The sequence below is a fragment of the Oxalobacter aliiformigenes genome, from assembly GCF_027116575.1.
GTDB classification, from domain to species: domain Bacteria; phylum Pseudomonadota; class Gammaproteobacteria; order Burkholderiales; family Burkholderiaceae_D; genus Oxalobacter; species Oxalobacter aliiformigenes.
In genome coordinates this window covers 889,537-911,022 of sequence record NZ_CP098252.1, presented here as the reverse complement: position 1 = coordinate 911,022, position 21,486 = coordinate 889,537, and the positions used below count along the sequence as shown (strand labels likewise).

The following is a 21,486-nucleotide window of genomic DNA, read 5'->3' as shown; positions in this document are numbered from 1 at the left end:
GACAACAACATGGAAACAAGAAAAATACCCGGTACAGACCTGAATCTTTCCGTTATCGCCTTCGGCTCTTACGCATCCGGCAAGGGATGGGCTCCTTCGGAAAGAAAATCCGCCATCGAAGCCATTCGCGCCAGTTACCAGCTGGGTGTGACGACATTCGATACGGCACCGATCTACGGGCTGGGCGACACGGAAGCGATACTCGGGGAAGCCCTCTCGTGTTTCCCGCGGGACAAGGTACAGATTCTGACCAAGTTCGGCCTGCGCTGGCTCTACGTCCGGGGACGGCCGTTCAGGACAGTCGTCAGTTTCGACGGCAAGGACGTCAATATCTACCGCTACGCCACCCGCGAAAGCGTCATCGAGGAATGCGAAAACAGCCTGCGGCGACTCAAAACCGACTATATCGACCTCTACCAGCTTCACTGGCCGGATGAAGCCACGCCATTCGAGGAAACGTTCGAAGCCGTCAGCCGTCTGGTCGAACAGGGAAAAGTCCGGTACGTCGGCGTCAGCAACGTCACGCCGGAACAGATGGACGAAATCGGCAAAATCGTGCCGGTCGTGTCGCTCCAGATGCCTTACAACATGGTGGAACGAGGCATAGAAAAAGACGTCATGAAATACTGTATCGACAGCAACAGGGCCATTCTGGCCTACCGGCCGCTGGAAGCCGGGCTACTCACCGGGAAAATCCGCCCGGACGCCACATGGCCCAGAAACGATTCCAGAAATACCAACCCGTATTTCACGCCTGACAATATCCGGCGGGTCAATGCCTTTCTGGAACAGTTAAGACCCCTTGCCAGCGAGAAAAAAGCCACGCTGGCCCAGCTTACGCTGCGCTGGACAGCCAACCGTTCCGGAATCACGTCGGTTCTTGCCGGTGCCGTGAACTCACTGGAGGCCGTCGAAAACGCCCGGGCCGCAGAAATCAGCCTGTCCAGAAGAGACATGGACTTCATCAACGGCACCCTGCTGAAACTGGATACGGAAATGATCAACGAAGCCCTGCGCAAAACCAGAGTACGACTGGCGGCCCTGTCATAGCGGAACCATTTCCAAAAAAGGAAGTCTCCTTTTTTGGAGCTGCCGGACAAGCCGGCAAACTGTTCATGCCGTACGGAATCCGTCCAGCGGTTTCAGATCGTGACCGTCCCGGATTCCGTTTCCGGACATATGCAAAGGAGCAGGACAATGGAATACCGTACTTTTCCCGGAACCGATCTGGATATCTCCGTCATCGTTTTCGGGTCATGGGCCAATGGAGGATGGCTGCCCGAGGCACGGGAGAACGCGATCGGAGCGATACGGGCCGCCTGGCAAGCCGGCGTGACGACGATCGATACCGCTCCCCTTTACGGACTGGGCGACGCCGAAAGCATCGTCGGCGAAGCGATTGCCTGTCTTCCCCGCGACAGTCTCCGGATACTGACCAAATTCGGGCTGCGCTGGGACGAGACGGCCGGAACCCTTTTCAGAACGGTTGCCCGACAAAATGGCCGTCCGGCCGACATCGTCCACAACGCCACCCGCGAAAGCGTCTTCACCGAATGTGAAGCCAGCTTGAAACGCCTGAAAACCGATTACATCGATCTGTACCAGATCCACTGGCCGGACGATTCGACACCGATGGATGAAACGTTCGAGGCATTGCAGCGGCTCATCGAACAGGGGAAAGTCCGCTATGCGGGCGTTTCCAACTACAGTGCCGGACAAATGGCCGAAGCCGGGAAATCCATGCGGATCGTGTCCAACCAGATTCATTACAGCATGCTCAGCCGCGGTCTTGAAAAACAGACCGTGAAATACTGTATGGATCACGACATGGCCGTCCTTGCCTACCGACCTCTGGAAAGCGGTCTTTTAACCGGCACGCTCAAACCCGGAACCGTCTTCCCCGACGGCGATTTCCGCCGGAACAATGCGAAATTCTCCGACGAGAATATCCGGAGAACCGGTGAATTCATCCGATTGCTGAAACCGCTCGCCGAAGACAAGAAAATCAGCATCGCCCAGCTTGTCCTGCGCTGGACTGCCCAGCGCCCCGGCATCACCGGCGTACTCGCCGGCGCGATGAATGCCGCACAGGCTGTCGAAAACGCCCGGGCGGGCGACATCCGTCTGTCGGACAAGGAAATGGGTTACATCGACAGCATCCTGCCCCCTCCATAACGGCGACGGAGACCGGGCCGAAAAACGTGCCACCACACGATTCATGCCCGGGACGGTTCCGGTATTTCCGCAAACGGGATACGATAACGTATCGCCTGTTGGCTTCATCACGTCCCGACAAAGGAAATCATCATGACCATGGAATACCGCAATATCGGAAATACCGATCTGAAACTTTCTGCCATCACATTCGGTTCATGGGCGGCCGGCAGCTGGATGTGGGGCAAAACCGACCGCAACGACGCCATTTCCGCCATCCGTGCAGCATATGATCTGGGTGTGACATCCATCGACACGGCGCCGGTTTACGGCCAGGGCGACGCCGAAAACATCGTCGGTGAAGCCATTGCCGGCCTTCCACGCGACAAAGTCCAGATCTTCACCAAATTCGGATTGCGCTGGGACGCCCCCGAAGGAAAAGGAAAATTCTTTTTCGCAAGCAAAGACAATCACGGCAAGCCGATCGATATCGTCCGCTATGCCGGACGCGACAGCATCATGGCCGAATGCGAAGCCAGCTTGAAACGGCTGAAAACCGATTATATCGACTTGTACCAGATCCACTGGCCCGACAAGACGACACCGATCCACGAAACCTTCGAAGCCGTCGCCCGGCTGATCGAACAGGGAAAAGTCCGTTACGCCGGCGTTTCCAACTACAGTGCCGAACAGATGGCCGAAGCGGAAAAAATCCTTCCTGTCGTCTCCAACCAGATTCCGTTTTCCATGATCAACCGGGGAATCGAAACGGAAACGGTACCTTACTGCATCAAACACCAGAAGGCTATCCTTGCCTACAGCCCGCTGGAAAGAGGGGTTCTGACCGGCAAAATCAGACCGGGCCACGTTTTCGCCGAAGGCGACCATCGGGCCGAATACCGTTTTTATACGGATGAAAACCTGTTGAAAATCAACGCATTCCTTGACAAACTGAGACCGCTGGCCGAATCGAAAAGCGCGACGCTGGCCCAGCTCGTCTTGCGCTGGACGATCGAGCGTCCCGGCATTACCGTCGCACTGGTCGGTGCCAGAAATGCCGCCCAGTCGACTGCCAACGCACACGCGATGGACATCCGTCTGACCCCCGAAGAAATCGCCTTCATCGACAACAACCTTCCCGAAATCTGAAACAGGGATCCCGAACAGGTCTTTCCGCCGTCCTGCCCGAAACCGGGCAGGATGCACCGGCTTACGAAAACCCTTTCAGTCCGGCGATGCCGACCAGAATCATGGCGAGAAACAGCAGCCTTGGCAGGGAAACCGTTTCCCCGAACAGAAAAACGCCGGCGATGAAGGCTCCTGCCGTGCCGATTCCCGTCCAGACGGCATACGCCGTCCCGACCGGCAAGGTTCTCATGGCATGAGCGAGCAACAGAAAACTGGCCACCATGGCGGCAACCGTGCCGACAGACGGCCACAAACGGGTGAAACCGTGAGTATATTTGAGACCGACAGCCCATCCCGTCTCGAACAGGCCTGCCAGAACCAGCATGAACCAGAGCATATGCCCCCCTGCAAAAAAGGAAGGGCCGTCCCCTCATCCGCGATACAGCCGGGGTCGTCCCCGGGCGGCCAAAACGGCAAGACATGACAAGGATACCATCGAATCCCGACAAGTGAACCGGACTATCCGCATGCAAAAGCCATTTTGCGCATTCCCTGCTATCCTGACAGAAAACGGAATACTTTACCAGCCGGCCCATGCATGTTTTCCTCCGGCGGGACCGGAACCGGTTCCGTGTCTTTACGGCAACCTGCGCAAAACGTCTGCGGCCACATACGTTCCATCCAGAAATTCCTGACGATCTCCGCGAACAGATGATACCAGTACCTGCGTTTTCCGGATCAGGAAAGTACCGACGCGGATACCGAACTCCACCGACCGCGCCACATTGCGGGGCGCTCCCGGAACATTCCGGTACCGTGGATTGTTCAGACCCGGGTTGTCATATACCCGGATATGCCACGACAATCCGTTTTGCGCGATGATTTCCTCCGCTTCCCGATTCGTCGGATTCCGGCCCCATGCCGGATTCCAGTTCCGATCGCCAACGGCACCGGCATACCGTTCCCGCCAGAAATTCGCCGTATTGTTCTGTCCCAGTGCCTGATTCACCGGCCCCCGGGCCGGTACCCTCTGTACCCATCCTGTATGATCCAGTTCCCAGAACGTTATCGTTTCCCACCACTCAAAAACCGGTGCCTCGATCCGGTGGGCGCGAGGGCCACCCGCCGTGACAGTGGCGGGAACGACCAACTCGAGCGTATGTCCCAGAATGGGACCATTGACCCGATTGGGAACGACATTCAGAACCGGTTGCCCGATCGTCATCCGACGTGCCATATTCATCTTTCCTTTCATATCAAAATCCGCCCTCATGTATTCTGGAGAAAACACGGCCCCGAAGAAATGCTACCGGTAACGTATTGACTCGTCGTCATGTCCCCCTGCCGGTTCACCCCGCTGCCCCAGCGGATACCCGTTGTCGGAAAAACGGGCAAAACGGCCCGGTTCCCTTCCGTTTCGTCCCGACAGACCTCTTCGGCAAGCCGTTTTCTTTTTTGCCTCAAAATTCCTTGATCCGGCGCAAAGGCCCGTTTTCCATATGGGAGAAACTGGAACCGGTTTCCATAAACATCCCGGCGACCGTCTCCTCTGACCCCTGAATTCTTCAGGAACCTGCCGGTCGATCGGCCAGTCAAAACAGACCGGCCTTCGTCTCCGTCAAAACACATGAAAGCCGGTCCCGTGTACCGGGATGCCAACGGCCAGCAAGCCTTTTCAGGCCAAACGAATGGAAGGAGGGAAATCATGCCTTTTATCATGAAAAACGTCGTCCCCTGGGGACGCACGTTCGACGAATACCGGAAAATGTTTTCCTTGTCGGATGCCGAACTGGAAGGTCATATCGCCTGTTTCGGCGATGGTGTGGCCAGCTTCAACGCCGAATGCGACATGCAGGGCGGTCATGTCACCTCATTCGATCCGGTCTACCGTTTTTCCTGTGACCGGCTTGAACTGGTACTGGAAGAAGCGAAACGGCGACTGATCGAAAAAACGTGCCATGAAGGACACGGCAATGGCAGATCCGGTGTGGAACGGGACATTAACGAGCTGCAAAAACGCCACATGACCGCTGTCGAAATCTTCATGGACGACTTCGAGGAAGGCAAAAAACAGGGCCGCTATATCGACTATGAACTGCCCTACCGGATCCCCTGTCCCGACAACCGCTTCGATCTCGGACTGTCGTCGTATTTTCTGCTGTCTTCTGCCAAGCCGGGCATCAATTTCCATTACCAGGCTCTGGAAGAAATGCTCCGCATCTGCCACGAAGTACGCATATTCCCGATCGTCGATATGCACGGAAGGGAAACCGATCTGGCCCGTAAAGTCATCCGTCGCTTCGCCGGCAGCCACGATCTGTGGATATGCAAAACAGCCTATCACTGTGCAGGAAACCACAACGACATGCTGGTCATCCGCAACGTCTTTAAACCGTCCGCTTCCCTGTTGCACTGATATCGCCGTCCGGCCATCCGGACTTCCGGCAACAGGCCACATCACCACCATTTCCAGCATCCCGGATCCCGCTTCCGCCACGGCGACCGCAAGCCGATGCACGGTACCGTTGCTTTAGCGAATCCGCGAACGCCGGAACAATCGCCTGCCGGCCGATTTCCGTTTCATTTCCCCGTTTTCCGCCGTCACTTTATACATCGGCGGTTCTGCAGCAACACACGGTTTTCCGCCTTTCCCGTCAAGGCTTGGCCAGAAGAAACAACCGGCCGGGATATCTCCAGCGTTCCGGCAAAACAGGTTCCGTCATATGAAAAACCGGAATGCCGCGCCACGACACAACGCAGAAAACGGCCCTGTTCATGTACGGATTCCAAGAAAATTTCTGAAAGACATGTTTTATTGATTCAACTTTTACGCATAAAAAAAGGGAAGTGCCGTTCTTCCGTTGGTCGTTCCACCCCTCATGTGTCCGCTTCCGGAAAACCACCACGGGACGGCCGGTCTGCATCTGCCACACCACGAAACCGGCAGATCGCCGGCAAAACGGTTCAAAAAAGGCATAAACCGGTTCCGACAGCCTGCCCTGACGGTTTTTTCTCCGGACAGGGCATTCATCCTGTCAAAAAAACGGGCCAACTGCAAACAACGTCATAGATGGATACCGTTTGCACGGAAAACGGGACTGAAATCGCAAAAAACCTTTTTCCATTGCGTGATCTATCGAAACAGCCTGTGCGACCCGGTTTCCTGCAACCATCAATAAAAGCCCGCTATCTCCAACCACCTTTTTTCCGTGACCGTCCGCCAGCATCGCCAGACGGCAGAAACAAAAAACGCCAGTGGAAAATCCATTGTAAAAAGCGGGTGCAACACCCGCTTCCTGTACTGCAGATGAAACGCTTACGGCACCAGTATCCGGCGGGAAAACTGGGCGGAGAATTCACTGCCCTTGCCCGGTTCGGATTCGATATCCAGCCGTGCCTCATGACGCAACAGGACATGCCGGACAATGGAAAGCCCCAGACCGGTTCCATTGACCTGCCGGCTGCGGCTCTTGTCCACCTGATAAAACCGTTGCGTCAGCCGTGGAATGTGCTTGGCCTCGATCCCGATACCGGTATCCCTGACGGAAAAGCGCGGTCCTTCTTCTGTCAATGTCCATTTGAGTGTGATACTGCCCCCGTCCGGCGTATAGCGGACGGCATTGGTCACCAGATTCGTGAATGCCGTCCTGATTTCATCCATGCTGCCATAAAGTGTCTCGGGCCCGTCCATTTCCAGTTCGAACACATGGCGGCCGCCGGAAAGCGCCTGGGCGGCCTGATAAATGTTTTTGACCAACAGCGGCGCATCGAACGGTTCGCGCCTGATGGGGTAATCGTTCGATTCCAGATTGGTCAGGGTCAGCATGTCTTCCACCAGCGACTGCATCCGCTCGCCCTGTTCTCTCATCATGTTCAGGTGCGAAAGCCGCGTTTCACGGTCCAGATCGGGCTGGGCAATGGCCAGCTCCAGAAAACCGTTAATGACGGTCAGGGGCGTCCGGAGCTCATGCGAGGCATTGGCGATGAAGTCGCGGCGGATTTTTTCCGTCCGGATGGAATCGGTCTTGTCGTGCGTGACCAGAATCTGCCGCCGGTTGCCGAACGGGATGATCTGCAAAACCAGATACCGGTCGTTGAATTTCATTTCCAGCGGTTCATCGTACTTGCCCAAAATGACATAGTCGATGAAAGCCGGATCTCTCACCAGATTGGTGATCCGCATGTCCCTGTCGCGCCCGAGATCGAGACCGAGATGCTTTTCGGCCATCGGATTGCACCAGTCCAGAAACAGGACGTTGTCCATAATGGCCACACCGTCCGGAAGAAAGTTCATCGCTTCCCTGAACCGTGTCAGCCATTCCGTCAGTTCCTTCTTGCTTTTCTCCTCGTCATGGTTCAAACGGTACAGATGGGAATAGACGGCATGCCACGCTCCCCAGCCGTCAGGCAGACGGTCGCTTCTGGGCGAGTCCAGCCAGATATCCAGCGCCGACAGGTAATAAAGCTGCACGATGGTCATGGCTGTCGTCAGCGCCAGACCGGCAAGAAGGCCGATAACCGGCCCGAAAAAATACCACAATACCGCAGAACCGATCCAGATTCCGGCCAGCCTCAAGGCAGCCGGAATCCAGAACAAGACATGGGGATTCATTCACTTTTGTCCTTTTCCGAGAGCATATAGCCCATCCCGCGCACCGTCCTGACCAATCCTTCCTGGCCTTTCAACGCCTTTCTCAGACGCAGGACATGCACGTCAACCGTTCTTTCCTCGATATCCAGCTGGTTGCTCCACACCTTGTCCAGGAGCTGGCCCCGAGAAAAGACCCTGTCCGGGTTTGCCATCAGAAACTTCAAAAGCCGGAATTCGGAATTGCCTATCTCAACGTCGTTATCGCCGATCCTGACCCGGCAGCTTTCCGGATCAAGCGTCACCGCACCGGCACGCAACAGGCTTTTGGCCCGTTCGGGTGCCTTCCGACGCAAAAGGGCGTTGATCCTCGCGACCAGTTCTTTCGGAGAAAACGGCTTGGTGATATAGTCGTCCGCCCCCTGGTCAAGGCCGGCGACCTTGTCCTCCTCAAGCGTTTTCGCCGTCAGCATGATTACGGGAAGCGTTTTCATGTCCTTGTGTTCACGGATCTTCATCAAAAGACGCATACCGGAGAGATCCGGCAACATCCAGTCGAGAAGCACCATATCCGGACGAAAACGCTGCAAGGCCGTCCAGGCTTCGGTTCCCGTGTAAACCGTCACCGGCGTCCAGCCGGCGGTTTTCACGGAAAAGGAAACCAGTTCCGCAATAGCGGGTTCGTCTTCCACAACCAGAATCGAAATATTCTCGCTTGCCATAGAAAATGCACCCTCTCAAAGTTTTCAGTCAGTCAAACGTTCCGCCCTGCCAGATGACGGAATCCGCCAGACACGGCTAGCTTAACGCAACGTGCTGTCCGCGGGCAATCGGTAATCGGTATGACGGACATCTTTTCCATCCACCACATAGATGATGAACTCGGCGATATTGGTGGCATGGTCGCCGATTCTTTCGATCGCCTTGGCCGTTCGCAACAGGTTGACTCCCGCCTCGACCGACTCCGGTTCGCTCCGCATGTACCGGATCAGCTCGCACATGATATCGTGGAATTCCGTATCCACGACATCGTCTGTCGCCATCAAGGCCGCCGCCTTGGCCGTATCCATCCGGGCATAGGCGTCAAGCGCTTCATGCATCATGTGTTTGGCCGTATGGGACATGTTGATGACGGCATGGTAATGATCGGGAGTCAGCAGATCGCGGGAAACGATATACCCGACAGACCGGGCGATTTTCGTCGCCTCGTCGCCCATTCTTTCCAGATCGGAAATCACCTTGACTGTTGCCATGACATTGCGCAGATCGTTGGCGGCCGGCTGTCGCCGGACGATCAGCTGGGCGCAGGCATGATCCAGTTCGACTTCCTGCCGGTTCACCTGGGCATCACCGGCCACCACTTTTTTCGCCAGGGCGACATCTCCCTTTTCAAGGGCGACAATGGCATCCCTGAACTGGTTTTCGACCAGACCGCCCATCAAAAGCACCTTCGAACGGATCCATTCCAGATCCTGATCGTACTGTTTCGACGAATGCAATCCGGAAAAAACCGGATTTTCTTCATTCATCCCGTTCGTTTTCATCTGTTCCATCATCCTGTCTCAACCGAAACGTCCCGTAATATAGTCCTGTGTTTCCTTCTTCTCCGGCTGCATGAAAATCTGCTCCGTTTTGCCGAATTCCACCAGCTGGCCGAGGTACATGTAAGCCGTATAATCCGAACAGCGCGCTCCCTGCTGCATGTTGTGGGTCACGATGGCGATCGTGTAATCGTCTTTCAGTTCGGAAATCAGTTCTTCCACCTTCGCCGTCGAAATCGGGTCAAGCGCCGAAGTCGGCTCATCCAGCAACAGCACTTCCGGTTTGACCGCCACGCAACGTGCGATACAAAGACGCTGTTGCTGCCCGCCGGAGAGACTCTGGCCGCTCTTGTCCAGCTTGTCTTTCACTTCATTCCAGAGCGCCGCTTTCTTGAGCGCCCATTCGACCCGCTCATCCATCTCGCCTTTGGAAAGGTCTTCATACAGCCGCACACCGAACGCGATGTTTTCGTAAATCGTCATCGGAAACGGAGTCGGTTTCTGGAAAACCATGCCGATTCTGGCACGCAACGTGTTCACATCCACATCGGGATCGAGAATGTTCTTTCCGTTGAACAGAATCTGTCCCTCTGCACGCTGTTTCGGATACAGGTCATACATCCGGTTCATCGTCCGCAGCAGCGTCGATTTGCCGCAACCCGACGGACCGATGAATGCCGTCACTTTCTTTTCATGAATCGGCAGATTCACGTTTTTCAGCCCCTGGAAATCGCCGTAATAAAAATTCAGGTTCCGGATATCGAGACTCTTTTTTGCCTCTTGCCCGGCCTCCAAATCCTGTTTTTCCCCGATTCCTGCCATCAGAGACATCGCCATACCGCCATTGTCTTTATCCGTTCCCTGACCGTTCATTGCCATATCGCATTTCATCTTTTTCTCCTTGTTCCCTCAGTTCGCCGCCTTGCGGGCGAATACGACACGCGAAAGAATATTCAGCCCCAGTACCCCCAGCGTGATGATGAAGGCGCCACCCCAGGCGAGTTCGCGCCAGTTGTCATACGGACTCATCGCGAACTGGTAAATCACGACCGGCAGATTCGCCATCGGCGCATTCATGTTGGCCGAGAAAAACTGGTTGTTCAACGCGGTAAACAGCAAAGGCGCCGTTTCGCCCGAAATACGGGCCACCGCCAGCAGAACACCTGTCAGCACACCGGCCTTGACCGCTTTCAGACGCACCATCGTCGCGACACGCCAGCGCGGCGCTCCCAAAGCGAATGCCGCCTCGCGCAGACTTTCCGGCACCAGATTCAGGAAATTGTCCGTCGTCCTGACAATCACGGGCAACGCGATCAGCGATAAGGCGAAACTGCCGGCCCAGCCGGAAAAATGACCGGCATTGGCGACATACACCGCATAAATGAACAGGCCGATCACAATCGACGGCGCCGAGAGCATGATATCGACCGTAAAACGGGTAATCCTGCCGAACCAGCTCGTTTCCCCGTACTCGGCCAGATACATGCCCGCCATAATGCCGACAGGCGTCGTGATCGCCGTCGTGACCAGCACCATCAGAACCGTCCCGACCAGTGCATTCATCAGCCCCCCTCCGTCATTACCCGGTGCCGGTGTCGTTTCCGTGAAAATGGCCCAGTTCAGCGCCCCGATTCCGTTGACCGTCAGGGTATACAAAATCCACAACAGAAAGAAAATCCCGAACATCATGGCAAATACCGACAGGAACATACCCAGCCGGTGACGCAGATTGCGCCGTGCGACAATCGTCGCCGTTGTCTTGCGTCTCATCTTACAGACCCTCCTTTTTCGCCATACGCATCAGCATCAGTTTGGATGCAGCCAGCACGATAAACGTGATCACAAACAGGATCAGTCCCAGCGCGAACAGGGCGGAAACATGCAATTCCGAACTCGCCTCGGCAAATTCGTTCGCCAGTGTCGAAGCGATACTGTTGCCCGGCGCGAAAAGCGAGGCGGAAACGTGATTGGCATTGCCGATCACAAACGTCACGGCCATCGTCTCGCCCAGTGCACGTCCCAGTCCCAGCATGATGCCGCCGACCACCCCGTTGCGGGTGTAATGCAGCACGATGTTTTTCATTACTTCCCAGCGGGTGCAACCCAGTGCATAGGCCGATTCTTTCAGAACCGGCGGTACCGTTTCGAACACGTCCCGCATGACCGAGGAAATGAACGGAATAATCATGATCGCCAGAATCACACCTGCTGTCAGGACACCGATTCCCATCATCGGGCCGGTGAAAAGCAAGGAAAGTCCCGGAACGACTCCCAGTGTCGATTCCAGAAACGGCTGGACATAATCCGCGAAAATGGGTGCCAGTACAAACAGGCCCCACATACCGAAAATGATGCTGGGCACACCGGCCAGCAATTCAATGGCCGTCCCCATCGAACGGCGCAACCAGACGGGACACAACTCCGTCAAAAACAGCGCGATCCCGAAACTTAAAGGTACCGCGATCAAAAGCGCGATCAGCGAGGTAACCAGCGTCCCGAAAATGGCAATCGCCGCTCCGTACACCTCATTGACCGGATCCCATTCCACCATCGTGATGAAACGCCAGCCGAATTCCCGGAACACGGGAATGGCGCTGATGATCAGCGACACGATAATTCCCGCCAAAACCATCAGAACCGTCAGGGCGAACAAAAACGTCAGTCCATGAAAAACCCCGTCCTGCCTCTGCTGGCGACGACCGATCGCCCTCATCCGTTCCGAAACCGAACCCATCGTGTTTTCTTTCGCATCCACTCCGGATGCACAAACGCTTTTTTCCATCGTCGAAACCGGCACACTCATCGGATTTTGCCTTTTCATATCTATTTCCAGTTTGAAAGCCGCCTGCGAATTCCTCCGCAAGCGGCTGGCGGAACATCTTTCACACTATCCGGATATCCCCGTCAAACTTCATTTGTCTCGTTTATTTCCATACAGCCTGACCGTTTTCACCTTTCAGCTCGGTCTTCCAGGATTTTTCGACCATCCTGACAACGGCTGACGGCAAGGCGACATAATCCAGGTCCGACGCCATCTGGCCGCCATTTCTGAAAGACCAGTCGAAGAATTTCAGCACTTCGGCACCCTTGGCCGGATCGGCCTGGACTTTCTGCATCAGGATGAAAGAAACCCCGGTAATCGGCCAGCCGGACTGATTGGTCAGTATGACCCCGAAACCCGGCGTCGTATTCCAGGGCGCACCGGCGGCGGCCTGTTTGAAAGAAGTGTCGTCAGGCACAACGAATTTGCCGTTTTTCGCTTTCAGCTGGGTATAGGCGATATTGTTTTTCTTGGCGTAAGCGTATTCGACATAACCGATGGCGCCCTTGATACGCTGGACGTTGGCGGCCACGCCCTCATTACCCTTGCCGCCGACACCGGTCGGCCATTTGACAGCCTTGCCGGCACCGACTTTCTGTTTGAATTCGGGGCTGACCTTGGACAGATAGTCGGTCCACAAAAACGACGTTCCCGAACCGTCGGCACGATGTACGACCGTAATGGACGAAGCCGGCAAACTGATGCCCGGGTTCATGGCCGTGATTTTCGAATCGTTCCATTTCGTGATTTTGCCCAGATAGATATCGGCCAGCACATCGCCGGACATTTTCAGCTGGCCAGCCTTGATGCCTTCCAGATTGACCACCGGCACGACACCTCCCAAAATGGCCGGGAACTGGACGAGGCCGGATGCCTTCAGATCTTCCGCCTTCAAGGGCTCGTCGGAAGCGCCGAAATCGACAGTCTTCGCCTTGATCTGCTTGATACCGCCACCGGAACCGATCGCCTGATAATTCAGGCTGATACCGGTTTTCGCCTTGTAGGCTTCAGCCCATTTTGCGTAAATCGGATAAGGGAAGGTCGCACCGGCCCCCGTGATATCGGCTGCGGACACACTGGCACAGACCAGAGCGGATGCCGCGACCATCGATAACTTGCCCAGAAAAGAGACTTTCATACAGATCCTCGCTTGTTTGAAAAAATTGGATAGGCACAATGTAAACAGCCAATATGACAGCTCTGTGACAAATATGACAAAAAACGGAACTTGCTGTAACAAACCGTTTCCACGATACCAAGTCGTTGAAATACAACCGTTTTGGCACAAAGCGTGGCCGGGAAGGCATTCCGGATTTGGGGGCACCGGACAAATCGGTTAAACTGCCGCATTGAATATGCTATTCCGTTTCCACGGACAAACCGTAACACCATGCAAAAGAAAGTATTCATTAAAACCTTCGGCTGCCAGATGAACGAGTACGACTCGGGTAAAATGGCCGATCTGCTGGAAGCCGAGGAAAATTACATCCGCACCGACAATCCCGAAGAAGCCGACCTGATTCTCTTAAACACCTGTTCCGTACGGGAAAAGGCACAGGAAAAAGTCTTTTCCGATCTCGGCCGCTTCAGGAAACTCGGAAAAAACAAATCCAATCTGATCATCGGCGTTTCCGGTTGTGTCGCATCCCAGGAAGGGGAAGCGCTCATCAAACGCGCCCCGTACGTCAATCTCGTTTTCGGCCCCCAGACGCTGCACCGCCTGCCGAAAATGCTCCACGCCTTCGAGAAAACGGGCGAGGCGCAAATCGACATCAGTTTTCCCGAAATCGAGAAATTCGACTATCTCCCCCCGGCCCGCGTGGAAGCGCCTGTTGCCTACGTATCGATCATGGAAGGATGCAGCAAGTATTGCAGCTACTGCATCGTTCCCTATACCCGGGGCGCCGAAGTATCGCGCCGTTTCGAGGACGTCCTCATCGAGATAGCCGGACTGGCCCAACAGGGCGTAAAAGAAATCACGCTGCTGGGCCAGAACGTCAACGCCTATCGCGGCGAAATGGAAGACGGCACAATCGCCGATTTCGCCATGCTGATCGAATACATGGCCGAAATACCGGGTATCGAACGCATCCGCTTCGTCACCAGCCATCCAAGAGAATTCACGCAGCGCCTGATCGACGTTTACGAGAACGTCCCGCAACTGGTCAGCCATCTTTACCTGCCGGCCCAGCACGGCTCCGACCGGATACTGGCAGCCATGAAACGCGGATACACGGCACTCGAATACAAGTCCATCATCCGGCGGCTGAAAGCCATCCGGCCCGACCTTCTGGTTTCCAGTGACTTCATCGTCGGCTTTCCGGGCGAAACGGACGCCGATTTCGATGCCATGATGAAACTGATCGACGATATCGGATTCGACAACAGCTTCAGTTTCCTTTACAGTCCGCGCCCCGGCACTCCGGCCGCCGCCCTGCCGATGGATATCCCGCTTGACGTGCGCAAGAACCGCCTGCAACGGCTTCAGGAAAAAATCGACGGAAATACCCGCCACTACAACCGGATGATGGTCGGCAGTGTCCAGAAAGTGCTGATCGAAGCCGTTTCGCACAAAAACGATTCGCAGGTACAGGGCAAGACCGACAACAACCGGGTTGTCCACATTCCGGTGGAAGGCGATCCGCGAACACTGATCGGCCAGATGAGAAACGTGCGCATCACCGAAGCGGCCAATTTCTCGCTGCGTGGCGAATTCGCCGACGAAACTCCTGCATGATCCGGCCGTATCCGTGCGAAAAACGGACCGGCCATCGTGAAAAAACAAAACAGAATGCCGTCATGAGCCTAAAATGGAAACATTCTCCCCAGATCAACCGAACGGAGCGATTGTGAAAAGCAAAAACAAGGACAATCCGAATATCCTGTATTACACACCGGAACCCGTCGACAACGACAGGCTGGCCAATCTGTGTGGCCCGCTGGATGAAAACCTGCGCCAGATTCAGGCGGCGCTGGATATCGAAATCGCCCGCCGCGGCGGCAATTTCATCATCAGCGGCAAAAACGCGGCAGCCGGTCTCCAGATCATCGAGGATTTTTATGCCGTGGCCGATAAACCCGTCATGGTCAATGACATCCAGCTGGCACTGGTCGAACAGCGCGCCATCAACGACAATCTCGCCGCCGGCATGCCGGCTGCCGCACTGGTCGAAGCCGAAATGACCAACCCGGTCTTGAAAACGCGACGTTCCGATCTGCGCGGGCGCACTCCCCGGCAGGTCGATTACCTGAAAGCCATACTGGAACACGACATCACCTTCGGTATCGGACCGGCCGGTACCGGCAAGACCTATCTTGCCGTGGCCTGTGCGGTCGATGCCATGGAACGCGATGCCGTACAGCGCATTATCCTGACCCGTCCGGCCGTCGAGGCCGGCGAACGCCTCGGCTTTCTGCCCGGCGATTTGACCCAGAAAGTCGATCCGTATCTTCGCCCGCTGTACGATGCGCTCTACGATTTGCTCGGTTTCGAACGCACCCAGAAATGTTTCGAGAAACAGACCATCGAAATCGCCCCGCTGGCCTACATGCGCGGCCGAACGCTGAACCACGCCTTCATCATTCTGGACGAGGCCCAGAACACGACGCCGGAACAGATGAAAATGTTTCTCACCCGTATCGGATTCGGCAGCCGGGCCGTCGTCACCGGCGACGTCACCCAGATCGATCTCCAGCGCAACCAGAAAAGCGGTCTGATCGATGCCCTGAACGTTCTGAAAGATGTGCGTGGCATCGCCTTTTCGCAATTTTCCAGCGCCGACGTCGTCCGGCATCCTCTTGTCGCGCGTATCGTCGACGCCTATGAAATTGCCGACAAGCGCAAACATGCCGACCGGATGAAAGAAGCAGAAGAAGCCATCATCGAAGCGACCCGTGCCGAAGAAGCCGGCAAGCAAACCGCCACGGCAAAAACCGCAAAAGAAACCGGAGCGAAAACAGCGGCGAAAACAAAAGGCAAGGAAACGGAAACCGTTTCCGGCAAAAAGAAAAACACGAGCAAAACAGAATCGAAATGAGTACCCGTCACCGCCTTTCCCTGTCCGTCCAGTATCCCGACCCCAGACTAAAAGAAATCCTGACACGCCAGAAACTGCGCCGCTGGATCGGCGCTGCCCTGCAAATGCCTGCTGAAATCACGTTGCGCTTCGTCGATGCCGAAGAAGGCCTGGCTCTGAACCGGGATTATCGTGGCAAGGATTACGCAACCAACGTGTTGACCTTTCCCTATGACGACATGGACGAATTCGATCTCTCCGATGCCGAACCGGCCCCCTCCGCCCAAATGCCGGCTGAAGCGGAAAACGGTACGGAAACGGCACGGGCCGATATCGTCCTGTGCACCGATGTACTGATCCGGGAAGCGGAAGAACAGTCCAAGACACTGGAAGAACACGCCGCCCACCTTGTCGTTCACGGCACCCTGCACGCCCAGGGATACGACCATCTCGACGATACCGAAGCCGAGGAAATGGAAACGCTGGAAACCCGGATACTGGCAAAACTGGGATATCCCGACCCGTACCGCTGAGACTTTCGTCTTTGTCGACAGAACAACGGTATATGAACAGCCGACGAGCCGAACTGTTGATGGCCAGTGTTTCCCTGGCCTGGGGCTCGTCCTATCTTCTGATGAAAATCGGGCTGGACGGCATCGGCCCGTACAATCTGATCGCCCTGCGATTCGGCATCGCGTTTTTCGCCATGTCGCTGATCTTTCTGCCCCGGTACCGCCAGTTGTCCGCCGCCACACTGGCGAAAGGAGTATTCACGGGAATCATCCTTTTCCTGATCTTTTACGGTATGGTCAATGGCGTCAATCACACCACGGCCTCAACAGCCGGTTTTCTGACCAGCACAACGGTTGTCATGGTGCCCGTTCTGGAGTGCCTGCTCAAAAGAACCCTGCCGTCGAAAACGATTGTCATCAGCATTCTCCTGTCGGTTGCCGGCCTGTTTCTGCTGACAGCGAAAGACGGAATCGTTTTCGACACCGGTGCGGCGTACTGCCTGACAGGCGCATTTTTCTATGCCGTCTATATCATCGTTTTCGCCAGACTGGCCAAGGGAAACGACACATTACTGATCAGCATCATCCAGCTTGGCGTCGCTTCCTTGACAGGGGCGGTATTCATGTTCCTTTCAGAAACGCCTTCCCTGCCCGCCACCCCCACGCAATGGGGCGCCATCCTCGGTCTGGGACTGATTTGCAGTGCATACGGCTTCGTTGTCCAGCCCATCGCCCAGCGCTATACCACACCGGAGAAAATCGGCCTGATCTTCTCGCTGGAACCGGTATTCTCCGCCCTGCTTTCCTGGCTGTTCCTCCATGAAATCCTGGGATTCAAAGGTTACACGGGAGCGATCCTGATCTTTGCCGCCGTCATTTTCACCGAACTTTCCAGAAAAACGGCACGCTGACCGGTATCCTGTCCGGATTCCCGTCCGTCATACACCCCTGCCGGACGACATTTTCCGGCTTTCGACAATCCTGTCCGAACCGTCCGGTCATCCCGGATATTCTCGCCATCACGACAATCGTTCATCCGCCGGTTCCCTTGCCTGCCGCAATCCTGTCCCCGGTTCCGGAAACCGCTTGTCCGGCATGCCGAAAGCCCATTCCCTTTACAGCGACTTGAACCATATACCCGACCGGCATGACAGAAATCCGGAAAAACCACCCCAAAAAACGGAACATGTTCCGCCCCCATCCTCTATCCATCGCGTACCAGAGGCATGCGAAACAATAACCGTCTTGCATATCAGTATGCAAACCGGCCATCCTGCGGTTTTTATCCATGCCCGACAGGGTATATCCATTCATCGCTACTCCATTCACGCACGGAAAACAATCGGGGGAACATTCGGTACCGGTACGCCACGGGCCTGCCGGCATACCGCCGGCAAAAACGGCATGCGACACTTCGAGAAATCCGAACTGATTCTTCTCTGAATTTCATTCCCGTTACCTGCTAAACTTGCACCCCGGTAGATTGAAAACAACAGTCGGAAATTTTCGGTTTATGGGAAAACTGATTGTCAAGGCAGCACTCTCAGTCTTCATCTGTTGCCTGATTTACGAATTCTTCGATATCGGAACCGGGATTCCGTTCTATTCCGGTATCGCCACGATCATTTGTCTGCAACCGGAAATCAAAAGCACGTTCCGCGTCGGCATGAACCGGACAATCGGCACGTTGATCGGTGGTCTGACCGGTATGGCCGTCCTGTTCATCATCCGCGAATTCAGCATTTTCCGATTCCCGATGCTGCAATATCTGCTGATATCGTTCTGTATTCTGCCGCTGATGTATATCGCGGAAGCCGTCAAGAAAAATCCGCTCTCCGCTGTCCTGAAGAAAAAAAACGACCTGAGAAAACTCTTTTCGATCGCCCCCCTGATCCTCCTGGCCGACTTCATGCGGAAAAGCGCTCTGACCAACATCACCTGTGTCGCATTCCTGAGTGTCACCATCACACACGGTACCGATCCCAGCATCTCGAACTTCGCCTTCAACCGTATCGTCGACACCCTGATCGGCGTATTCGTCTCGTTTTTCATCAACATCATTCCCATCGGCCATCAGGAAAAATTGAATTCCCGCGAAGAAGACATCCATGTCGATTGACATATGCCTCATCCGGCCGGAAACTTCCGATCGCCCTGTTTTTTTCCGAAGTCATCGCAAGCAGTGCCGAAATTTTTCAAAACAAAAACACAGGTCAAGAGAATTGAAAAAACTTTTGGCTAATATAATGAAAACTGCACCAGAAACAAGGCATTATGGGAGTCGTCATCATCAAGGCAGCAGTTTCCGTTTTCATCTGCTGCCTGATTTATCTGTTTTTCAATATCGGTACCGGGGCACCGTTCTATTCGGCGATCGCGGCGGTGATTTGTGTCCAGCCGGAAATCAGGAGCACTTTCCGCATCGGCCTGAACCGGACGGTAGGCACGCTGATCGGCGGTTTCACAGGTATGGGCGTCCTGTTTCTCATCCGTGGCATTTCGCTGGAATCCCGTCCGGTCTGGGCCAATCTGCTGATATCGGCCTGTATCATCCCGTTGATGTATCTGGCGGAAATCGTCAAGAAAAAACCGGGGTTTCCCCTTGCCAGCGCGTCGGACAGCAAACATCCGCTGGCCATCGCACCTTTCAAATTCTTTATCGAATTCATGCGCAAAAACGCATTGACCAACATCACCTGCATCGCTTTTCTGAGCGTGACGATCACTCACGGCAACGATGTCAGCATCTCGGGTTTCGCCATCAATCGCATGATCGATACCCTGATCGGCGTATTCGTCTCGTTTTTCATCAACATCATTCCGCTCAAACCCCACGACAGCCTGAAGGAAAACGCGGAAAACCCGACCGGGGCAACGTGCGGCTGCCACCGCTGCCATCACAGTCCCGCCCCGCCTCCGGCACGGGATCCGCGCAGCCGTTATATTCACCGGTCAATCCTGTCCCGCAAAACCATCGACATCAAAAAGGAGGAAACAGGCCTCCCCGAGTCTCCCTTCCGCACAGACGGAACCGGAAAACCGGACCATTCAGGCTGAACTTTCTCCTGTAATGCTTCCTTGATCCCGACGAACCGCCCCGAAAAAGCCTTTCCGCTGATGAATGCCCCTTGTTCCCTCTGCAAACAAGCGGGTCCAGTACCATTTCATACGGAAATCCTCCCCTGTTTTCGCCAAAAAACGACAATATACTTTGCATCGCAAACAATCTTTTCTGTCTGTCATCATGTACTGTTACCATGTGTGACGGGGAAGGCAGCAAAAAGCAGTGACGTTTTACACACTCAAGCAACCACAAAGCGGGATGATATCATCCTGACCTAGACGATATCCTCCCGGACTCACTGGAGGAAAAATGAAGCGGAATCTTTTAGCGCTGGCATTGCTTGCTTCCCTTGCCGGAACGGCATTTGCCCAATCCAATGTCACCATTTACGGTATCGTCGATAACGGCTTCATCAAGGAAACGGGATCCGACATCACTATGGGACAAAATGTCCTGAACCGTATCGGCTTTAAAGGAAGTGAAGACCTCGGCCGCGGATACAAGGCCACTTTCCAGCTGGAAAAGCGATTTACCTTAAATGACGGAGCCCCCACAGGCGTCGAGTGGGATGGGGCAGCCAATGTCGGAATCGCCGGACCGTTCGGGGCCGTACGTCTCGGCCGTGTAAACGAACTGCCGACCGAAACCTTCCGTAAACTCGACCCGTTCAATCAGGAAAGCGTCGGCAGCATGCTGCTGGGTTCCCTGCGTTCGGCCCGTATCAGCAACACGATCCGTTACGATTCCCCGAATTTCTCCGGTTTCAGATTCGGCGCTTCCTATTCACTGGGTGAAAACACCGACAAGGATTCCAGAAATGAAACTGGAACCCGGCTGAAATTGGCCGATGCCGACAACGACGGTTATGCCATCAGCCTGAAATACGCCAATGGCCCGTTATACGCTGTGGCCAACTGGAGCCGGCTGGCCGATTCCAATGACTCCGCCGTCTGGAATCTTGGCGCTTTCTACAAATTCGGTCCGGCGAAAGTCTCGCTGGGCTACGAGAAAACCCACGACAAGGGCTACAAACTGGGTAGCGAAAAAGCGCTGAAAGAATCGACCCAGGACAACTGGATCCTCGGCTTGCAATATGCCATCGGAGCCGGCCGCATCAATGCATCGTTCAACTACATGGAGATCGACCATGCACGCGACTGGGACGGTACCAAGGATATCAAGAAATACTCGTTGGGTTACGAATATGACCTGTCCAAGCGCACGACACTTTATGCGATGATTTCCCACTCCGACTTTGAAGATACCGAACTCAGTCACTCCGTCAGCGGTTTCTATCGCAAAAACAAGGAGTCGGATACGATCGCCACAAACGACCACATCACCGGCATCCAGTTCGGCATGACTCACAGGTTTTGACAGATTGCATGACAGCCGGTTTCACAAACCGGCCGATGCAACGTCTTGCCTGTCCATTCATTCTGGCGTGCCATATCATGGCACGCTTTTTTCATGCAGGAAAACAACAGCAAACGAGCTACCGTACCCGTTACCGAAAACGACACCACCACGTCCCGAACGAAAACTTCAACATCATTTTGTTTGGTGTTAAGATTCGGCATGACAAGATTATTCCAGAATCAGGGGATTCATTCCGGAGCCAGGTTTTTCGGCAGAGCGTCATTTTGCCGGATCGTTTCATTC

The 21,486-nt window shown here is 54.9% G+C and carries 21 protein-coding genes; 12 read left to right on the top strand and 9 right to left on the bottom strand.

What is annotated here, in order from left to right:
* Positions 1–9: 9 nt before the first annotated feature.
* The 3 genes from NB647_RS04285 to NB647_RS04275 all read left to right on the top strand — a co-directional run bounded on the left by NB647_RS04285 (position 10) and on the right by NB647_RS04275 (position 3,303).
* On the top strand, positions 10–1,050 hold the full coding sequence (locus NB647_RS04285) for an aldo/keto reductase (protein WP_269284345.1): 1,041 nt from the start codon (positions 10–12) through the stop codon (positions 1,048–1,050).
* 147 nt (positions 1,051–1,197) lie between these two features.
* Entirely contained in the window at positions 1,198–2,175 is a 978-nt protein-coding gene (locus tag NB647_RS04280) for an aldo/keto reductase (RefSeq protein WP_269284343.1), read from the top strand.
* 132 nt (positions 2,176–2,307) lie between these two features.
* Positions 2,308–3,303, top strand: coding sequence for an aldo/keto reductase (locus NB647_RS04275; RefSeq protein WP_269284341.1), 996 nt, complete (start codon positions 2,308–2,310; stop codon positions 3,301–3,303).
* A 61-nt stretch (positions 3,304–3,364) separates the two neighbouring features.
* Here the strand turns inward: NB647_RS04275 and sugE are convergent, their stop codons facing one another.
* Together sugE and NB647_RS04265 are read right to left on the bottom strand one after the other, a co-directional pair.
* A complete protein-coding gene (gene sugE / locus NB647_RS04270) occupies positions 3,365–3,679 on the bottom strand; it encodes a quaternary ammonium compound efflux SMR transporter SugE (protein WP_269284339.1) in 315 nt (104 codons plus the stop codon).
* A gap of 240 nt (positions 3,680–3,919) precedes the next feature.
* Complete coding sequence (locus tag NB647_RS04265; RefSeq protein ID WP_269284337.1) at positions 3,920–4,519, bottom strand: hypothetical protein; 600 nt, start codon at positions 4,517–4,519, stop codon at positions 3,920–3,922.
* A gap of 468 nt (positions 4,520–4,987) precedes the next feature.
* On the opposite strand from NB647_RS04265, the gene NB647_RS04260 reads away from it, so the two are divergent.
* Positions 4,988–5,698 (top strand): SAM-dependent methyltransferase, encoded by a 711-nt coding sequence (locus NB647_RS04260; RefSeq protein WP_269284335.1) that lies wholly within the window; start codon positions 4,988–4,990, stop codon positions 5,696–5,698.
* A gap of 900 nt (positions 5,699–6,598) precedes the next feature.
* On the opposite strand, the gene phoR is transcribed toward NB647_RS04260, so the two are convergent.
* From phoR to pstS, 7 genes are all read right to left on the bottom strand, one after another.
* Positions 6,599–7,894, bottom strand: coding sequence for a phosphate regulon sensor histidine kinase PhoR (gene phoR, locus NB647_RS04255; protein WP_269284333.1), 1,296 nt, complete (start codon positions 7,892–7,894; stop codon positions 6,599–6,601).
* Positions 7,891–8,592, bottom strand: a complete 702-nt coding sequence (locus NB647_RS04250) for a response regulator (RefSeq protein ID WP_269284331.1) — start codon at positions 8,590–8,592, stop codon at positions 7,891–7,893. The genes phoR and NB647_RS04250 overlap by 4 nt, the downstream gene beginning before the upstream one ends.
* Positions 8,593–8,673: 81 nt before the next feature.
* Positions 8,674–9,423 (bottom strand): phosphate signaling complex protein PhoU, encoded by a 750-nt coding sequence (phoU, locus tag NB647_RS04245; protein ID WP_416143580.1) that lies wholly within the window; start codon positions 9,421–9,423, stop codon positions 8,674–8,676.
* Between the two features lie 9 nt (positions 9,424–9,432).
* On the bottom strand, positions 9,433–10,233 hold the full coding sequence (gene pstB / locus NB647_RS04240; protein ID WP_269284736.1) for a phosphate ABC transporter ATP-binding protein PstB: 801 nt from the start codon (positions 10,231–10,233) through the stop codon (positions 9,433–9,435).
* Between the two features lie 87 nt (positions 10,234–10,320).
* Positions 10,321–11,181, bottom strand: a complete 861-nt coding sequence (gene pstA / locus NB647_RS04235; protein ID WP_269265351.1) for a phosphate ABC transporter permease PstA — start codon at positions 11,179–11,181, stop codon at positions 10,321–10,323.
* Position 11,182: 1 nt separating this feature from the next.
* The gene (pstC, locus tag NB647_RS04230; RefSeq protein ID WP_416143455.1) at positions 11,183–12,145 is read right to left on the bottom strand and encodes a phosphate ABC transporter permease subunit PstC; all 963 of its coding nucleotides are present in this window, start codon (positions 12,143–12,145) and stop codon (positions 11,183–11,185) included.
* A 190-nt stretch (positions 12,146–12,335) separates the two neighbouring features.
* The gene (pstS, locus tag NB647_RS04225) at positions 12,336–13,370 is read right to left on the bottom strand and encodes a phosphate ABC transporter substrate-binding protein PstS (protein WP_269284328.1); all 1,035 of its coding nucleotides are present in this window, start codon (positions 13,368–13,370) and stop codon (positions 12,336–12,338) included.
* Between the two features lie 252 nt (positions 13,371–13,622).
* Between pstS and miaB the strand changes: the two genes are divergently transcribed.
* The 8 genes from miaB to NB647_RS04185 all read left to right on the top strand — a co-directional run bounded on the left by miaB (position 13,623) and on the right by NB647_RS04185 (position 21,201).
* A complete protein-coding gene (gene miaB / locus NB647_RS04220) occupies positions 13,623–14,969 on the top strand; it encodes a tRNA (N6-isopentenyl adenosine(37)-C2)-methylthiotransferase MiaB (protein WP_269265349.1) in 1,347 nt (448 codons plus the stop codon).
* A 112-nt stretch (positions 14,970–15,081) separates the two neighbouring features.
* The gene (locus NB647_RS04215) at positions 15,082–16,269 is read left to right on the top strand and encodes a PhoH family protein (protein ID WP_269265348.1); all 1,188 of its coding nucleotides are present in this window, start codon (positions 15,082–15,084) and stop codon (positions 16,267–16,269) included.
* A complete protein-coding gene (gene ybeY, locus NB647_RS04210; protein WP_269265347.1) occupies positions 16,266–16,781 on the top strand; it encodes an rRNA maturation RNase YbeY in 516 nt (171 codons plus the stop codon). The genes NB647_RS04215 and ybeY overlap by 4 nt, the downstream gene beginning before the upstream one ends.
* A 32-nt stretch (positions 16,782–16,813) precedes the next feature.
* Positions 16,814–17,671 (top strand): DMT family transporter, encoded by an 858-nt coding sequence (locus NB647_RS04205; RefSeq protein ID WP_269284327.1) that lies wholly within the window; start codon positions 16,814–16,816, stop codon positions 17,669–17,671.
* Between the two features lie 184 nt (positions 17,672–17,855).
* Positions 17,856–18,203: a hypothetical protein gene (locus NB647_RS04200; protein ID WP_269284325.1), complete on the top strand. Its 348-nt coding sequence runs from the start codon at positions 17,856–17,858 to the stop codon at positions 18,201–18,203.
* A gap of 70 nt (positions 18,204–18,273) precedes the next feature.
* Positions 18,274–18,879: an FUSC family protein gene (locus NB647_RS04195; RefSeq protein WP_269284322.1), complete on the top strand. Its 606-nt coding sequence runs from the start codon at positions 18,274–18,276 to the stop codon at positions 18,877–18,879.
* 155 nt (positions 18,880–19,034) lie between these two features.
* The gene (locus NB647_RS04190) at positions 19,035–19,817 is read left to right on the top strand and encodes an FUSC family protein (RefSeq protein WP_269284320.1); all 783 of its coding nucleotides are present in this window, start codon (positions 19,035–19,037) and stop codon (positions 19,815–19,817) included.
* A 316-nt stretch (positions 19,818–20,133) separates the two neighbouring features.
* The gene (locus tag NB647_RS04185) at positions 20,134–21,201 is read left to right on the top strand and encodes a porin (RefSeq protein ID WP_269284318.1); all 1,068 of its coding nucleotides are present in this window, start codon (positions 20,134–20,136) and stop codon (positions 21,199–21,201) included.
* Positions 21,202–21,486: the final 285 nt, after the last annotated feature.

Bases quoted from the DNA above. Each gene is read 5' to 3' on its own strand.
- NB647_RS04285 (WP_269284345.1), top strand. From the start codon at position 10: ATGGAAACAAGAAAAATACCCGGTACAGACCTGAATCTTTCCGTTATC.
- phoU (WP_416143580.1), bottom strand. From the start codon at position 9,423: ATGGAACAGATGAAAACGAACGGGATGAATGAAGAAAATCCGGTTTTT.
- NB647_RS04280 (WP_269284343.1), top strand. From the start codon at position 1,198: ATGGAATACCGTACTTTTCCCGGAACCGATCTGGATATCTCCGTCATC.
- NB647_RS04260 (WP_269284335.1), top strand. From the start codon at position 4,988: ATGCCTTTTATCATGAAAAACGTCGTCCCCTGGGGACGCACGTTCGAC.
- NB647_RS04250 (WP_269284331.1), bottom strand. From the start codon at position 8,592: ATGGCAAGCGAGAATATTTCGATTCTGGTTGTGGAAGACGAACCCGCT.
- pstB (WP_269284736.1), bottom strand. From the start codon at position 10,233: ATGGCAGGAATCGGGGAAAAACAGGATTTGGAGGCCGGGCAAGAGGCA.
- pstA (WP_269265351.1), bottom strand. From the start codon at position 11,181: ATGAGACGCAAGACAACGGCGACGATTGTCGCACGGCGCAATCTGCGT.
- miaB (WP_269265349.1), top strand. From the start codon at position 13,623: ATGCAAAAGAAAGTATTCATTAAAACCTTCGGCTGCCAGATGAACGAG.
- ybeY (WP_269265347.1), top strand. From the start codon at position 16,266: ATGAGTACCCGTCACCGCCTTTCCCTGTCCGTCCAGTATCCCGACCCC.
- pstC (WP_416143455.1), bottom strand. From the start codon at position 12,145: ATGGGTTCGGTTTCGGAACGGATGAGGGCGATCGGTCGTCGCCAGCAG.
- NB647_RS04200 (WP_269284325.1), top strand. From the start codon at position 17,856: ATGCCGAAAGCCCATTCCCTTTACAGCGACTTGAACCATATACCCGAC.
- NB647_RS04265 (WP_269284337.1), bottom strand. From the start codon at position 4,519: ATGGCACGTCGGATGACGATCGGGCAACCGGTTCTGAATGTCGTTCCC.
- phoR (WP_269284333.1), bottom strand. From the start codon at position 7,894: ATGAATCCCCATGTCTTGTTCTGGATTCCGGCTGCCTTGAGGCTGGCC.
- NB647_RS04190 (WP_269284320.1), top strand. From the start codon at position 19,035: ATGGGAGTCGTCATCATCAAGGCAGCAGTTTCCGTTTTCATCTGCTGC.
- NB647_RS04185 (WP_269284318.1), top strand. From the start codon at position 20,134: ATGAAGCGGAATCTTTTAGCGCTGGCATTGCTTGCTTCCCTTGCCGGA.
- NB647_RS04205 (WP_269284327.1), top strand. From the start codon at position 16,814: ATGAACAGCCGACGAGCCGAACTGTTGATGGCCAGTGTTTCCCTGGCC.
- NB647_RS04195 (WP_269284322.1), top strand. From the start codon at position 18,274: ATGGGAAAACTGATTGTCAAGGCAGCACTCTCAGTCTTCATCTGTTGC.
- NB647_RS04275 (WP_269284341.1), top strand. From the start codon at position 2,308: ATGACCATGGAATACCGCAATATCGGAAATACCGATCTGAAACTTTCT.
- sugE (WP_269284339.1), bottom strand. From the start codon at position 3,679: ATGCTCTGGTTCATGCTGGTTCTGGCAGGCCTGTTCGAGACGGGATGG.
- pstS (WP_269284328.1), bottom strand. From the start codon at position 13,370: ATGAAAGTCTCTTTTCTGGGCAAGTTATCGATGGTCGCGGCATCCGCT.